This is a genomic window from Dactylosporangium maewongense (genome assembly GCF_039531485.1).
Lineage (GTDB): Bacteria > Actinomycetota > Actinomycetes > Mycobacteriales > Micromonosporaceae > Dactylosporangium > Dactylosporangium maewongense.
This window is the reverse complement of sequence record NZ_BAAAQD010000069.1, coordinates 1-14,866: the sequence shown is the minus strand read 5'-3', so window position 1 is coordinate 14,866 and position 14,866 is coordinate 1. Positions and strand designations below refer to the sequence as shown.

The 14,866-nt window shown below is 69.5% G+C and carries 13 protein-coding genes and 3 pseudogenes; 13 read left to right on the top strand and 3 right to left on the bottom strand.

All coding sequences use genetic code 11. From position 1 onward, the window contains the following. The 3 genes and pseudogenes from kgd to sucB all read left to right on the top strand — a co-directional run. Window positions 1–747 (top strand): annotated as a pseudogene (gene kgd / locus ABD332_RS59335) (multifunctional oxoglutarate decarboxylase/oxoglutarate dehydrogenase thiamine pyrophosphate-binding subunit/dihydrolipoyllysine-residue succinyltransferase subunit); the annotation flags it as partial. Window positions 748–869: 122 nt separating this feature from the next. Then, window positions 870–2,252 carry a dihydrolipoyl dehydrogenase gene (gene lpdA, locus ABD332_RS59330; RefSeq protein ID WP_344515900.1) on the top strand — a complete coding sequence of 461 codons (1,383 nt, stop codon included), beginning with the start codon at window positions 870–872 and terminating at the stop codon, window positions 2,250–2,252. A 22-nt stretch (window positions 2,253–2,274) separates the two neighbouring features. Continuing rightward, window positions 2,275–3,654, top strand: coding sequence for a 2-oxoglutarate dehydrogenase, E2 component, dihydrolipoamide succinyltransferase (gene sucB / locus ABD332_RS59325; protein WP_344515898.1), 1,380 nt, complete (start codon window positions 2,275–2,277; stop codon window positions 3,652–3,654). Here sucB and ABD332_RS59320 read toward each other — a convergent pair. After that, window positions 3,596–3,805: pseudogene (locus ABD332_RS59320) on the bottom strand (transposase); the annotation flags it as partial. The gene sucB and the pseudogene ABD332_RS59320 overlap by 59 nt on opposite strands. A gap of 177 nt (window positions 3,806–3,982) precedes the next feature. Between ABD332_RS59320 and ABD332_RS59315 the strand changes: the two are divergent. From ABD332_RS59315 to ABD332_RS59275, 9 genes and pseudogenes are all read left to right on the top strand, one after another. Beyond that, window positions 3,983–4,849 carry a hypothetical protein gene (locus ABD332_RS59315; RefSeq protein ID WP_344515896.1) on the top strand — a complete coding sequence of 289 codons (867 nt, stop codon included), beginning with the start codon at window positions 3,983–3,985 and terminating at the stop codon, window positions 4,847–4,849. A 257-nt stretch (window positions 4,850–5,106) separates the two neighbouring features. Beyond that, window positions 5,107–6,042, top strand: coding sequence for a helix-turn-helix domain-containing protein (locus tag ABD332_RS59310; RefSeq protein WP_344515894.1), 936 nt, complete (start codon window positions 5,107–5,109; stop codon window positions 6,040–6,042). Continuing rightward, window positions 6,039–6,206 (top strand): hypothetical protein, encoded by a 168-nt coding sequence (locus tag ABD332_RS59305; RefSeq protein WP_344515892.1) that lies wholly within the window; start codon window positions 6,039–6,041, stop codon window positions 6,204–6,206. The genes ABD332_RS59310 and ABD332_RS59305 overlap by 4 nt, the downstream gene beginning before the upstream one ends. Before the next feature lie 414 nt (window positions 6,207–6,620). After that, window positions 6,621–6,791 (top strand): annotated as a pseudogene (locus ABD332_RS59300) (hypothetical protein); the annotation flags it as partial. A gap of 151 nt (window positions 6,792–6,942) precedes the next feature. Next, the gene (locus tag ABD332_RS59295) at window positions 6,943–7,983 is read left to right on the top strand and encodes a LacI family DNA-binding transcriptional regulator (protein WP_344515890.1); all 1,041 of its coding nucleotides are present in this window, start codon (window positions 6,943–6,945) and stop codon (window positions 7,981–7,983) included. 132 nt (window positions 7,984–8,115) lie between these two features. Continuing rightward, entirely contained in the window at window positions 8,116–8,955 is an 840-nt protein-coding gene (locus ABD332_RS59290) for a carbohydrate ABC transporter permease (protein WP_344515888.1), read from the top strand. Further along, entirely contained in the window at window positions 8,952–9,785 is an 834-nt protein-coding gene (locus tag ABD332_RS59285; protein ID WP_344515902.1) for a carbohydrate ABC transporter permease, read from the top strand. The genes ABD332_RS59290 and ABD332_RS59285 overlap by 4 nt, the downstream gene beginning before the upstream one ends. A 34-nt stretch (window positions 9,786–9,819) precedes the next feature. Beyond that, window positions 9,820–11,199: an extracellular solute-binding protein gene (locus ABD332_RS59280; RefSeq protein WP_344515886.1), complete on the top strand. Its 1,380-nt coding sequence runs from the start codon at window positions 9,820–9,822 to the stop codon at window positions 11,197–11,199. Between the two features lie 89 nt (window positions 11,200–11,288). After that, window positions 11,289–11,837 carry a 2'-5' RNA ligase family protein gene (locus ABD332_RS59275; protein WP_344515884.1) on the top strand — a complete coding sequence of 183 codons (549 nt, stop codon included), beginning with the start codon at window positions 11,289–11,291 and terminating at the stop codon, window positions 11,835–11,837. Between the two features lie 469 nt (window positions 11,838–12,306). Here the strand turns inward: ABD332_RS59275 and ABD332_RS60405 are convergent, their stop codons facing one another. Both ABD332_RS60405 and ABD332_RS59270 read right to left on the bottom strand, forming a co-directional pair. Beyond that, on the bottom strand, window positions 12,307–13,116 hold the full coding sequence (locus ABD332_RS60405) for a MarR family winged helix-turn-helix transcriptional regulator (protein WP_425552471.1): 810 nt from the start codon (window positions 13,114–13,116) through the stop codon (window positions 12,307–12,309). A gap of 561 nt (window positions 13,117–13,677) precedes the next feature. Then, window positions 13,678–14,169, bottom strand: coding sequence for a hypothetical protein (locus ABD332_RS59270; RefSeq protein WP_344515882.1), 492 nt, complete (start codon window positions 14,167–14,169; stop codon window positions 13,678–13,680). A gap of 48 nt (window positions 14,170–14,217) precedes the next feature. Here ABD332_RS59270 and ABD332_RS59265 point away from each other — a divergent pair, with 48 nt between their 5' ends. Continuing rightward, window positions 14,218–14,640 (top strand): hypothetical protein, encoded by a 423-nt coding sequence (locus ABD332_RS59265; RefSeq protein ID WP_344515880.1) that lies wholly within the window; start codon window positions 14,218–14,220, stop codon window positions 14,638–14,640. The last annotated feature ends 226 nt before the right edge of the window (window positions 14,641–14,866 follow it).

Genomic DNA, 14,866 nt, shown 5'->3' with positions numbered 1-14,866 from the left:
GGCGACTTCGTCAACGGCGCCCAGTCCATCGTGGACGAGTTCATCTCCTCCGGCGAGGTCAAGTGGGGCCAGCGCACCGCCGTGACGCTGCTCCTGCCGCACTCGCACGAGGGCCAGGGCCCCGACCGCACGTCGGGCCGGCTCGAGCGGTACCTGCAGCTGTGCGCCGAGGACAACATGCGGGTCGCGGTGCCGACCACCCCGGCGAACCACTTCCACCTGCTGCGCCGCCAGGCGCTGTCGCCGAAGAAGAAGCCCCTCGTCGTCTTCACGCCCAAGTCGCTGCTGCGGCACCGGCTGTGCGTGTCCCCGGTCGAGGACTTCACCACGGGCACCTTCGCCACCGTGCTGGGCGACCCCGGCATCAAGGGCACGGCCCTGGACACCGCCGGCGTCAAGCGCGTCCTGCTGTGCTCCGGCAAGGTCTTCTACGACCTGCTGCAGGCCCGCACCGAGCGCGACATCACCGACACCGCCATCATCCGGGTCGAGCAGCTCTACCCGATGCCGGTCGAGGAGCTGCGCGAGGCCCTGGCCCAGTTCCCCAACGCGGAGGACTTCGCCTGGGTCCAGGAGGAGCCGGCCAACCAGGGCGCGTGGTCGTTCATCGCCCTCAACCTGCTGGAGCACCTGCAGGGCGTCGGGCTGCGCCGCATCTCCCGCCCCGCCGCGGCCGCCCCGGCGGTCGGCTCGACCAAGCTCCACGACGCCGAGCAGCACGCCCTGGTCGAGGCCGCGCTGCCGAAGCGCTGGCCCAGAATCGGTACCTCCGGGAGCACGACGCCGACCGCCGGGCCCCAGCCTCATCTGATCGAACCGCATTCGCATTGCCACGGGTCACCGGGCCCGTGCATCACCTGGGAGAATTCGTGAGCGACCCACACGCCAACTCCTTCGATGTCCTGATCCTGGGCGGCGGCAGCGGCGGCTACGCGGCCGCGTTCCGTGCGGCGCAGCTCGGCCTGTCCGTCGCGCTGGTCGAGAAGGACAAGCTCGGCGGCACGTGCCTGCACCGCGGCTGCATCCCGACCAAGGCGCTGCTGCACGCCGGCGAGGTCGCCGACGCCGCCCGCGAGGCCGACCAGTTCGGCATCCAGGCCTCGTTCAACGGCGTCGACATGAAGGCGGTCAACGCCTACAAGGACGGCGTGGTCACCAAGCTGTACAAGGGCCTGCAGGGCCTGGCCAAGGCGCGCAAGGTGCAGCTCATCGAGGGCGAGGGGCGCCTGGTCGCGCCGGACGCCGTCGAGGTCGCCGGCACGCGGTACACCGCGAAGAACGTCGTGCTGGCCACCGGCTCCTACTCCAAGACCCTGCCCGGGCTGGTCGTCGACGGCGAGCGGGTCATCACCAGCGAGCACGCGCTGGGCCTCGACCACGTGCCGGCCTCGGCGATCGTCCTCGGCGGCGGCGTGATCGGCTGCGAGTTCGCCAGCGCCTGGAAGTCCTTCGGCGTCGACGTGACCGTCGTCGAGGCGCTGCCCCGGCTGCTCGCGGTCGAGGACGAGGCGAGCTCCAAGGCGCTCGAGCGCGCCTTCCGCAAGCGGGGCGTCAAGTTCAAGGTCGGCAAGCCGTTCGAGGGCGTCGAGCGCACCGACTCCGGCGTGAAGGTGACGATCCAGGGCGGCGAGACGATCGAGGCCGAGCTGCTGCTCGTGGCCGTCGGGCGCGGGCCGACCACCGCCGGCCTCGGCTACGAGGAGCAGGGCGTGAAGATGGAGCGCGGGTTCGTCCTCACCGACGAGCGGCTGCGCACCTCCGTGCCCGGCGTCTACGCCGTCGGTGACATCGTCCCCGGTGTACAGCTGGCGCACCGCGGCTTCCAGCAGGGCATCTTCGTGGCCGAGGAAATCGCCGGCCAGCACCCGCAGGTGATCGACGAGGCAGGCATCCCCCGCGTGACGTACTCCGAGCCGGAGGTCGCCTCGGTCGGCCTCAACGAGTCGAAGGCCCGCGAGCTGCACGGCGACAACGTCGAGACGGTGCAGTACGACCTGACCGGCAACGGCAAGAGCCAGATCCTCAAAACGGCCGGCTTCGTGAAGCTGGTCCGGGTCAAGGACGGCCCGGTCGTCGGCGTCCACATGGTGGGCGCACGGGTCAGCGAGCTGATCGGCGAGGCCCAGTTGATCTACAGCTGGGAGGCGTTCCCTGGTGACGTCGCCCCGCTCGTGCACATGCACCCCACGCAGAACGAGGCGATCGGTGAGGCGTTCCTGGCGCTCGCCGGCAAGCCGCTACACGTCCACTAAGGACCTTTAGGAGTAGTTTCAGATGCCGGTATCGGTCACCATGCCCCGGCTGGGCGAGAGCGTCACCGAGGGAACCGTCACCCGCTGGTTGAAGCAGGAAGGCGACCAGGTCGAGGCCGACGAGCCGCTGCTCGAGGTCTCCACCGACAAGGTCGACACCGAGATCCCGTCGCCGGCGGCCGGCGTCCTCACACGCATCGTCGTGCAGGAGGACGAGACCGTCGAGGTCGGCGCCGAGCTGGCCGTGATCGGCGCCGCGGCCGCCGCTCCCGCGAAGGCCGAGCCCAAGGCAGCGCCCAAGCCGGAGCCCAAGGCAGCGCCCAAGCCGGAGCCCAAGGCCGAGCCCAAGGCCGAGCCCAAGGCGGCGCCGCAGCCGGTGGCCGAGCCGCAGCCCACGGCCAGCGCCCCGGTCGAGACCGGCCCGGCGACGTGCGTCACCGCGGGCGGCAACGGCAAGGTGGAGGGCGACGAGGCCGACTACGTCACGCCGCTGGTCCGCAAGCTCGCCGCCGAGCACGGCGTCAGCCTGGCCGGCACGGGCGTCGGCGGCCGCATCCGCAAACAGGACGTCCTCGACGCCGCGGCGAAGGCCAAGGAGGCCGCGGCCTGGCCGGTCGAGGCCCCGAAGGCGGCGCCGGTCTCCACCACCACGAAGGCCCCCAAGGCGGCGCCGAGTCCGGTGCGCGGCCAGACCCAGAAGCTGACGCGCATGCGCGCGCTCATCGCCCGCCGCATGGTCGAGTCGCTGCAGATCTCGGCCCAGCTGACGACGGTCATCGAGGTCGACGTCACCCGGGTCGCGAAGCTGCGGGCGCAGGCCAAGGACCAGTTCCTCGCCACCCACGGCGTGAAGCTGTCGTTCCTGCCGTTCTTCGCCCTGGCCGCGGTCGAGGCCCTGCGGGTGCACCCGTCGGTGAACTCCTCGATCGACCTGGAGGCCGGCACGGTCACGTACCACGACGCCGAGCACCTGGGCATGGCGGTCGACACCGAGAATGGCCTGATCGTCCCGGTCATCAAGCACGCGGGCGACCTCAACCTCGGCGGCCTGGCCAAGCGCATCGCCGACGTGGCCGACCGCACCCGCACCAACAAGCTCACCCCGGACGACATCACCGGCGGCACGTTCACGCTGACCAACACCGGCAGCCGCGGCGCGCTGTTCGACACGCCGATCATCAACCAGCCGCAGGTGGCCATCCTGGGCACCGGCGCGGTTGTGAAGCGCGCGGTCGTCGTCAACGATCCCGACCTGGGCGAGATCATCGCGCCGCGGTCGATGGTGTACCTCGCCCTGTCGTACGACCACCGCATCGTTGACGGCGCCGACGCCGCCCGTTTCCTCACCACGGTGAAGGGGCGGCTGGAGGCCGGCCACTTCGAGGCCGCCTTCGGCCTCTAGCGAGCAGAATCCTGTGCCGTAGCAACGGGAATCCGGCCCTGCCGTACATCTGGCGTTTCAGAAGTTTGACTTTGGTGTTGGCGCCTTCGATCGGGCCGTTGCTGTAGGGCAGGGTCCGGCCGGCCACGACGGCGGGCAGGTCCTTGCGCAGGCTATGACAGCAAGACCATGGCCATGGTCGAGGCGTTCGTGGACGACCTACGCCACACCGCACCCCAGAGCGTCCCAGGCACCGGCATGGACCCGGCTTCTGTGCCCGGTGGGCGGCGGGTCTGGTGCTGCGGGGGCCACGGCTGGTGGGACATGTCGAGCGGGAGGGGGTGCAGCCGTGACGGGTGGTCAGGCGCATCGGGATCAGTTGGCGTTCGTGCTCAGCGGTGCCTACGCGGCGATGCTCGACGGGAACATGTCCGCGGCGGCCTCGCTGATCGCGGGCGTGCTGGGCCATTTCGACCGGGAGCGCGCCCTAGCCGACCCGGTGGTGGTCGAGTTGGCGGTGGTGTGGGCGGCGATCGCGGCGGAGGCTGACGGCGCCCAGGCGGACGTGGTGGCGTGGGCACGGTGGAGCGTCACCGCCGCGACCGAACGGTTCGGCGAAGCACATCGGGTGGTGCGCCGGGCACGGCTGGTCCTGGGCCGGGTGCTGACCGCGCATGGTGACCACCTTGCTGCGGCCGAAGCGTACTGGCACTGTATCGCCGACCTCGACGCGCTCGGCCAGCATGACGACGCGCTGCACCTGCGGGCCGTCCGCGCGACGGCCCTGCACGCCGGGGGCCGCTGCTACGCCGCCGTCCACGAACTCACCGCCGTACGGCGGGCGTGTCTGACCGCCGCCACAGCCACTGCCGCGGACGTCGACACGACAGATGGCGATGAGGCGGACGCCCCTGCAGATGTGTGGGGTGGCAGGGTGGACTCGGCCGCCGCGCAGTACGGGGCGCAACTGATAGCGATGCTCACGGCGTGCGGCCGGTTCCAGGAAGCCCGAGCCGTGACCGGACCCGAGGCGTGGACGGCGTCCGGCAAGCCACGGCGACCGGCGACCGGCCACGAATCGGGTGAGCGGTTCACGGACGTCGGCACGGCGGTGGGTGTCCGGCATGTGCTGGTCTGCGAGCGGCAACGTCACGTGCCCCTCAGGATGCGGCTGCAACCGGCCCGGCGACGCAGCTGGACGGACCCGCTGCCATGACCACCACTACACACACCACAGCGACCACGACAACCAATCGCCACGCGCCGTCCGAAGTGACGTCCGCTGCGTTGTCCGATGCAGGGACGGGTGGGGCCGGCACTGGGGGTGGTGGAAATTGGGCGCGGCAGTTCCCTGCGTGGCTGGATCGGCGGTCGGCGCCGGGGCTGGTGGCGGACGCGACCCGGCGTTGGCCTTGGACCGTCGTCAACGGTCCGGGACCGGCGACACAGCGACTGGCTCATGGGGACGCGCTGGTGGCGGCGGTGGTCGGCGATGTGGCGATCGACGCGGAGATGTACGCCGACGTGTGGCGGCTGTGGGTGTCGTGCCGGTGGCCGGGTGGGCAACTGGCAGAGGTCGCCGATGTGCTGGCCACTGCCGGGATCGGCCGGCGTCCAGGCGCGTTGATCATCAATCTGGATGCGGCCACGACACAGGTTGTGCTGGCCAACGGATGGATGCGCGTGGCCCAGATGCGGCAGATGCTGGCCCAGCTCGACGACGGCGGCATGCTCGGCCAGCTTCGGCAGCCCGCTCGTGGCGGCCTCGGCTGTTATGCGCTGACGATGCCACCACCGCCCGTTGCTGCCGTGCCGGCGTCAGTTGTTGCCTGGCCGGCGTCGGCACCCTCCAGGCCGGCGCGCGGCGCCGGGGGCGACCCACCGCGCACAACACACCGGACGGTACCCGGTACAGCCGTCAGTTCGGCATCCGGAGTGCAGTGGGCGGCGCTGTCAACCGAGCAGCGCGCGGCGTTGACGAGCGAAGTCGTGTCACGCTACGCGCAGGGCGCGTCGGTACGTGCGGTGAGCGCACAGACGGGCCTGCTGTACAGCAGGGTTTACATGATCCTCGCCGAAGCGGGCGCGGAGATGCGTTCTCGGGGTCGGCAGCGCAAAACCTACGACGATGCCCACGTGATGAGCGTCGTGTCGCGCTACGGCAGCGGCATGTCGATCCGCGCGATCGCCGGGGCGGACCGCGTCTCGTACCACACCGTCATTCGCATCCTGATCGAGGCCGGCGTCAGCCGCCGCCCGGGCGGCAGGCGACGTTGCGCCGCATCGGCCGACACGAACAACGGCAGCACCGGCTCCGGGAACCGGCGCGCGGCGCGGACCAGCACCACCGAAGCAAGCACCACGACGACAAGCACCAGCGAGACAAGCAACGGGGAGGACGATACGTGACGAAAGTCGATGTGACACGGCTGCTGACCGCCGAAGAGGTCGGCACCGCGTGGCAGTTGTACGAGCAGCAGTTCACCGCCTTGAACACGCGGGCCGTCCAGCGGCATCTGATGACACAGGCGGAGTTCCACTACGTGTGCCAGGACGGCAACGTGGAGAAGTGACGGGTCTTCAACGATCATGACCAGCTGGTCGGCTGGCGACCTATACGAACGTCCTGGAGTTGATGCCGCGGCCGCGGTGTTGCACGTCATCGACGACGCCGTCGCCACGCTCGCCGAAGGTCGTCGACGAGTTCCCGGCGCAGCGCCTCCTCCCGCCTGGCAGGCCGTCGACACCAGGGAACTGGTGGCGTTGCTGGACGCGGTCGCCGTCCCGCGCCCCGGCGGAGTGGGTCGGCACCGCAAACGGCTGGACCATCTGACCGCGGACAAGGCCTACGGGTCCAAGGCCAATCGCCGGTCCTTGCGCGCACGGGGCATCCCGCACACGATCCCGGAACGCGCTGATGTGCGGGCCAGCCGCGCCGCAAGGGATCACGGGGCGGCCGGCCCCCGAACTTCAATGCAGCACAGTACAAAGATCGCAACCGGGTCGAACGGGCATTCAACCGGCTCAAACAGTTCCGGGCTGTCGCGACTCGGTACGACAAGTTGAAATCCCGTTACGAGGCAACGGTCACCATCGCCTCGATCGTGATCTCGCTCCGCGCCAGACCTGACCGCACTACTTCAAGATCCGTCAGATAGGCCCTAGCATTCACCGCTTCAGCATCTCGAGACTTCTGTGGAATCAAAATTGTCAAGCGCTCGATGTTCGGCCACGCCAACTTCGCCCGCTCCGTTAGCACATCCACCTCGTTGACTGAGATCGCTGAGCTCGTGCGGTAGCGTTGATCGTGTGGAACGTTCCCCATCTCAGCTCGCGCTGACGAGCGCCCGTAGGCCGACAATCATCGATGTGGCCAGGCGGGCCGAGGTCTCCAAGTCGGTGGTGTCGCGCGTCTTCTCCGAGCGGGGCAAGGTGAGCGCGCAGACGCGGCAGCGGGTGCTCGACGCGGCCGCCGAGCTCGGCTACGTGGTCAATGCCATGGCCCGGGCAATGGTCGCCCACCGCACGTACACGCTCGGCGTGTTTGTCCGCGACGTCGCGACACCGTTCTATGGGCACCTGCTGTCCGCGATGCAGGAGCGGGCCGACACGCTCGGGTACCGCGTGGTGACGGCGACGGGCTCGGGCCGGTTCGCGGTGGAGGATGAGCTGCGCGCGTTGGAGACCCTCGTGATGATGCGGGTGGAAGGACTGGTGATCGGCAGTGGGCTGCTTCCGGCCGCGCAGATCCTGCCCTTCGCCGAGCGGGTGCCAACCGTCGTCGCCGGTCGCCCGGAGACCGAGGAGAACTTCACTAGCGTCTATTGTGACGAGCGGGAGGGCGGCGCAGCGCTCGCCGACCACCTTGCCGATCTCGGCCACCGGTATGTCGCAGTGATCACACTCCGTAAGAGCGAGTCATTAACCTTGGCTCCTCGGACGGCGGCCATGGTGCAAGAGCTGCGGCGACGTGGTGTCGAAGCGGTACGCGTCATCGGTCGTGGGGTGGACGCGGCTGACCGGTGGGTCGATCAGATCCTCGAACGTCCAGAGGTCACCGCGGTGATGGCGCCGAGTGACCGGTATGCGGTCCGCCTGCTCGAGGAGCTACAGCGACGCGGCGTGGACGTGCCGGCGCGGCTCTCGGTGACCGGCTATGACGGTATCGGTGAGTTGGCCACCCCGCTTATCGGTCTGACCCACTGGCGTCAGCCGATCGACGCGATCGGCCGGTCGGCCGTCGACGCGCTCGTGGCGCTCCTCGACAGCGGACCGCCTGGCCGCCCCAAGCGCCACGTGCTTTCCGGGACCCTGGTGCTCGGCCGTTCCACCGCGCCACCCTGCCGGTAGGTCGGACGTCGTTTACCGAAACTTTTCCTTTGGTGGGCTTGCCTGGCACCGTTCCGGAGTGGGAACGTTCCACCTGTGAGTGGGAACGTTCCCCCTAGCCGTACCGCGAGGTCGCGACTGGTCGGTCCGATCATGGTCCTGCCGTGCCTCGCGCTGCTCGCCGTATTCCATTACTGGCCGCTCCTGCGTGGCGCGCTGTTCAGCGTGTATGCCTCCGACCTGCTCGGGAACCCGACCCGGTTCGTCGGCGCCCAGCACTATGTTGAATTGGCGACCGATCCCGGCCTGCGCCAGGTACTGGTCACCACGGCGGCGGTCGCCGCTCTGAGCGTCGTGCTCGCTGTGGGAGGCGCCCTGCTCGCAGCGCTGCCGCTGCGGCGGGCGGCACGGCGACCGCGCGCCGTCGCGTCGCTCGTGCTGTCGCTACCCTTCGCATACTCGGCCGGCGCGGCATCCGCCGTCTTCGCCGGACTGTTCGCCCCGGCGGTCGGGACGGTCAACGCGGTGCTGGCCGGTGTGGGCGTGGCCGGCCCCGACTGGCTGCAGTCCCGCGGCTGGGCCATCGTCAGCGTCTCGGTTGCCACCGCGTGGTACGAGTTCGGGTTCGCGTTCCTCGTGCTGCTGGCTGCACTGACCAGGGTGGACCCTGGAATCATCGAGGCCGCGGCGCTCGACGGCGCAGGGGAGTGGCGCACGAACTGGTCGGTCGTCGTGCCGGCCGTCCGGCCTAGCCTGCTCTTCCTGGTGGTCACTCAAACTGTCAGCGGCCTGCAGATCTTCACCCAGGTACATGTGCTCACGAAGGGTGGTCCCGGCGGGGGTACCTCCACCCTGGTCTACGAGTTGTATCTGCGCGCGTTCGGCAGTGGGCTGCCGGACTCCGGCCTGGCCTCGACGTTGGCGCTGCTGCTCGTGGTGCTCGTGCTGGCGGTCATCGGTTTGCAGTTCGTCGCGTCTCGGCGGTGGACATGAGCACCGTTACGCCGCGCGGGTGGGTCGGGTCTGTACTGCGGTGGGCCTGGCTGATCGCGGTTGGCGCTGTGGTCGCGTTCCCCGTCTACGTGACGGTGGTGAGCGCGGTGCTGCCGTCGGGTGACGTGATGGCGGGCCGGCTCGTGCCCGCGCCGGGTCGGCTGACGCTCGGCAACCTGCGCGACGCCCTCGATACCGTGCCGTTGGCACGCCAATACCTGATGAGCGTGGCCGTGACGCTCGTGCAGGCGGGTGCGCAACTGCTGACCGCGACGATAGCAGCCTACGCGCTGGTGTTCACCCGATGGCGCGGGCGCCGACTCGCCTTCACGGCGGTGCTAGCCACCTTGGCCATCCCCAACGAGAGCCTGGTAATCCCGAATTTCGAGTTGGTCACGTCGCTCGGGTTGCGGGACACGCTACTCGGGATCGTCGTGCCGTACTTGGCCGCGGGGTACGCGGTATTCCTACTGCGGCAGGCGTTCGCCGACATCCCGACCGAGGTCATGGAGGCCGCCCGGCTCGACGGTTGCGACGACATCCGTGCGCTCGTGCGGATCGTGCTGCCGATGTGCTGGCCACAACTGATCACCGCCGGGCTGTGGAGCGCGCTCTCGGCATGGAACGGCTTCTTCTGGCCGTTGCTGATCACCGACTCACCGCAGCGCCGCACCGTCCAGGTCGGTCTGTCTCAGCTCGTGACCGGTGAGTCCACCTCGCCGGCCGTTATCTACGCCGGAACCCTGCTCGTATTGCTTCCCACGCTCCTGCTCGTGGTCTTCGGTCAGCGTCTCCTGGCACGCGGGCTTGCCAGCAGGATCACCGCCTAACGTTCACGCCCCCTGTCGAAAGGATCGAACTGTCATGCGTCTGCGATCACCCGTCCTGGCCGCGCTCACCACCGGCGCGATGCTGTTTACGACTGCATGCGGCGGCTCCGCTGGCTCGTCCGAACCCGCGTCCCCATCCGCTCCCGGCCCGTCGGCCCTGCGCACCGGGCTCGTCACCGTTACATTTTGGCACGGCATCGGTGGCGCCCCAGGCGAGGCGCTCCAAGCAGAAATCGACAAGTTCAACGCCGCGAACACGGGCCGGATCGCGGTCAAGGTGGCGTTCCAAGGCAGCTACACCAGCGCCCTGGCCAAGTACACCTCGGCGATCCGGGACAAGAGCACGCCGAGCATCATGGTCTCCAACGACATCACCACCGGCTTCATCCACGACGCGGGCCAGACCGTGCCCGCGCAGGCGATGGCCGCCGCCAACCCGGCCGACCTCGACCTGAACAAGCTGCGCCCCGCCGCGCGCAACTACTACACAGCGAAGGGCGAACTGCTCGCCGTACCACTGGCGACATCGATGCCGCTGCTCTACGTCAACGACGCCATCCTCGCCCAAGCGGGCGTCGACCGATCCACATTGCGCACACTGGACGGCGTGGCCGCCGCCGCGCGGGCGATCAACGCGGCGGTTCCCGGTGTCAAAGGCATTGTCCAGCCCTTCGACGGTTGGTGGTTCGAGCAGCTGACGGCCGCGGCAGGAGTGGCCTACTGCACCCCGGCCAACGGCCGCGAGCCCGGCGGCGCGACGGCCGCCGCGCTCACCAGCGACGCACAGCGCAAGGCCTTCGGCACGATGGCAAAGCTGTACACCGACGGGGTCGGTCTCGACGTCGGCACCGATGGCGCGAACGGGGTGAAGGCGTTCACGACCGGTAAAGTCGCCATGATGTTCAACAGCAGCGGCAGCATCGGCAACCTGCAGAAGGCCGGCATGCAGGGATATTCGACGTTGCCGTACCCCATCTCCGGAGACCGTGCCACGTCCGGTGCGCTGATCGGCGGTGCCGCGATGTGGGTCAGCCGCGTCGGCCACAGCGACGCCGAACAGGTAGCGAGCTGGAAAGTCATCAGTTACCTGGCGTCCGCGCCCGTCCAGGAACGCTTCTCCCAGGCCTCAGGCTACGCACCGGTAAACACCGATGTGGACACGTCAGCCACCGAGCAGGCGTTCCTCGCACGCGAGCCGAACTACGCGACGCTCAGCAAGCAGTTCGCCGAAACGCCGGCCACGCCGGCCACCGCGGGTTGCCTGTCCGGCGCGATGCCCGGCATCCGCACCGAGGTCGTCGCCCAAATGCAGAAGGCGTTTGCCGGTACGATCACCATCGACGCGGCCCTGGCGGCCGCGGAGACCGCCGCGACCGCGAAGATCCAGGACTACCGGCGGCAGGCCGGGCTATGACGGCCCGGCTCCAACGCGCGGCGGGGGACCCTTACCGCTACGGCGTGTATCTACGTCCCGATCCCGTCACCAGCGCTGCGGTTATCGCGGTGACCACCTATATCCGGGCGCAATTCGGCCTGGTGTCGTCTGGGGCGTTCCCACCGCACATCACCCTCGTCGGCAGCCAGCACCTGCCGGTCACGCCCGACGCCATCGTCGAGGCGGTCACTTGCGCGCTGGCGGGCCGGTCGGGGTTCGACGTCCACAACAACGGCCCACGACCGACCGGCAGCATCGGGATGGCCTACGACGTCCACCATCTTGCCGACGGGACCACGCCGAACCAGGACGTCCTAGCATTGGCCGCTGCCGTCCACGCTGCCGTCGACCCATTGACCGGGCCCGCACCCAACCCCGCGCCGCACACATTCGATCCGGACACGTTCCGGGCGCACCTGTCGCTGGTCTCGCACGACCTGTACGCCCGGCCGGACCTGAGGGCGGAGGTCTTCGAGTTCATCCAAGGCCTGCCGGTGCCCTACCCCGAACGATTCCACGCGGACGCGGTCGCGCTGTACCGCACCCGCAGCGACGACTGGACCGGCCGCTGGTGGACCACGCTCACCTGGGAACACATGCATACCTGGCGGCTGTGACTGCATCAGCAGCATACCGACGCCGGTCACGCTCGCCGGAGCGTGACCGGCGTCGGGCACTGGGGTCACGTTGGACTCAGCCCATCTGCGCGCGGCGAGGGCTTCGTCGGGTGGGGATGTAGCCGCGGCTGACCCAGTAGTAGATGAAGGCTGTTCTGATATTGAGAATGGCTGCGGCTTCGGTCGGGGTGATCTCTGAGTCCTGCAGCGGTCGGGGTCGGGCAGGACCGGAAGTTGGGCGCGGACGTCGGCCAGGGCGGCCTCGGCGTCGGCCAACTGGTTGAGGCGGGCCTCCCACTGGGTTTCCAGGGTGCGGGCTACCAGGCGGTTTGCGGGTTCGACGGCGCCGAAGGCCCGTTCGGCCCGGTCTGCCTGATAGCGAGCATGTTCGACGACCAGTTCAGCGGCGTGCAGCCTGCGTTGGACGCGGCTGGTGATCTCGTCAGCGACGGCGTGGGTCCAGGTGATCTCAGCAGGCGTCAAGGCGGACAGGAGCCGGTCGGCCACGATCGCATCGACGCAGGCGGGGTCGATGGATCGGCAGGCGCTGGTGGGCTGGTGGGAGGTGATCCGGTCGCAGGCGTAGGCGCCGTGGGGATGCGACCGGTGGTGGTAGCAGGTCTGCATGGCCTGCCCGCAGGAGCCGCACCGGATGATGCCCTGACACAGTGCCGGGCTTTCCCGCACGGGCCTGGCACGGGCATCGACCCGACGTCCGTAGACGTACGCCCCAGTGTAGGTAGGGTTGGCCACCATCCGCTGGATGCGGCTGCTGGTCAACGGGCCCCACTGGAGTTGACCCGCGTGAGCACGGCCGAACACCCTGCGGGAAAAGGCCGCTGGCGCCAGCGCGGCCGCGTGCAGCGGGGTCACCGTCAAGCCCCCCGCCCCTGACGATCACCCTGCCGCGGATACGGGCGGACCCGCTCGGCCACCGCCAGCAGCACCTGTCGGGTCCGCGGGTCCGGATCAACCGCGTCTCGATCATGGCGACCGCCGCCCGCAGCTGCGCCGCCGTCCGCCGCCCCGGCCCGGTGGCGACCAGATCGACCTGACGGTGATCGTCGTTCGGCGTACTCCGGCTGATTAGCCCGAGCCGCTCCAACCGCGAGACTGCACTCCACGCCGTCCCATGCGCCATCCCCGTCGCGGCGGCCACGACGTACATCCGGGCACCCGGCTGGTCGACGACCGCGGCAAGTACCGCGAACGTGGACCAGCTCACGCCCGCCGGTTCCAGCACGCGGCGCTCGACCTCGCCCCGCAAATGCGATGCCATCCGGGCCGCCGCGAGCACCGACGCCGCGAGCACCGACGCCGCGAGCACCGACGCCGCGGGCGCCGGTGCCACGGAGGCCACCGACGCGGCTGATGGGGCCAGGTCGGAGGTCCCGGACCGGGGCGCGGTCACTGGAGGCGGTCCTGCAACCCGCGGACCTGCGCCCAGATCGTCGGCCGGTGCCGCCCGCGATAGCCGGGCACGATGGCCGCCAGCCAGCCTCGACAGTGCCGGTGCCGGCCCAAAGCATTCCTCGCCTGGTGACTGGTCATCGTTCGCCCCCGGTCGGCATCAGGTACCCGCGCAACGGTCGGAACGCACGCCAGACACCCCGAAACGCACAGGTCATCGAGGGTCGGACGCACGTATCGACCTTGTCGGACACACCCAACGAGCGGAAGTTAGCCAGGGTTAACCGGCGACCCCCACCGGCAGGCGAAACGGTCGCCGAACAGCCCCTGCCACCAACCGCGACCAGGTATCGGCGAGGCTAAGCACGGCAACGCCCGCTGCCGTCCACGCGGGTTCGACCGTCGAAACGTCAGCGGGCGTCGGCTGTGGCTACCTTGTGCGCTGCGGCTGGCCAGACTGTTTCGCCCGCCGAAACAGCACCCAACCGAGCCGCTGGTCCTGCCCGATCATCCGGCGATCGCCGGGCACCCAGGACGCGGCGCACTCCGTGCAGTACATCGCCTCCTGCCACAGCGCCGCCGCGGTCGCGTAAGCCGCACCGAACTCCTGGTGCCTGCGCCACCTGAACAACGCGAGCAACCCTGCAACCAGCGCAACGACGCCGAGCAGCGCTCCGAACCCCTTCGCGCTCTCGACGGCCTCCGGAGGCCCACCCAGCGCGCCGACCGCCAAGCACAGCACCAGACCAGCCGCGCCACCGGCGACCACAGCCGGCCGCCGCCACGACGGCAACGGCACCAACGGCGCCAACGCCACCGACAACGCACTCTCGGCATACGCCTGGCCGGACGACCGGCCCCGAACACCACCGACGTTGTGCCGCATCGTCACCGAAATGTGGGACCGGCCGGAGTCGTACACCGCAGGAACCGCCAGTGTCACCGGAGACGGTGACCCCGTGGAGCCCCGGTGAGGACAGGACCGCGGCACAACCGGACGCTGCCAGCGCTCGCCGGCGCCGTCGCGCTGCTCGCCGCGTACCAGCACACGGCGGTACGTCTCGTCCTGCGGCGGCTGCTCGGTCAGCCTGACACTGCAGCGCTGCTGGTCCTGGCCGCCATCGCCTTCGGCTGGGCGCTGTGGGGATGGTTGCTCTACGCCACCATCCGCGACACCGCCGACCGGCTCCACCACGCCCACAGCCGACTGCGGATGCGGGTGCCGCTGCACGCTGCGGCCACCACCATCGCCGGCACCCTTACCCTGCTGCTAGACATCGCCGGCACTGCCCACGTACCACCCAGTGTCCCGCATGCTGCGACGGACATGACAACTGACAGAGATGATGTTCATGAGCACCTCCCGCCGGGGTCTGACCCAGCAACTGACTGACTTCGGGTCCTCAACGCGATCTGTCGGCCTCGGTCGGGAGGTGCTCGTGCACTCACTGGACGTGGCGTTGTGACTTCATAGGAGCCTGGCTAGAGACCATTCGGGGTCAGGGTTTGGGTTGCTCCTTCTTTGTGGGTGATCGCTTTGGCCTGTGGCGGCGGTGTGCTGGGGGTATGCGGTACGGCGATGGTGGTGGTCTGAACTCGGCTGCGCGGGAGCGGCGGGA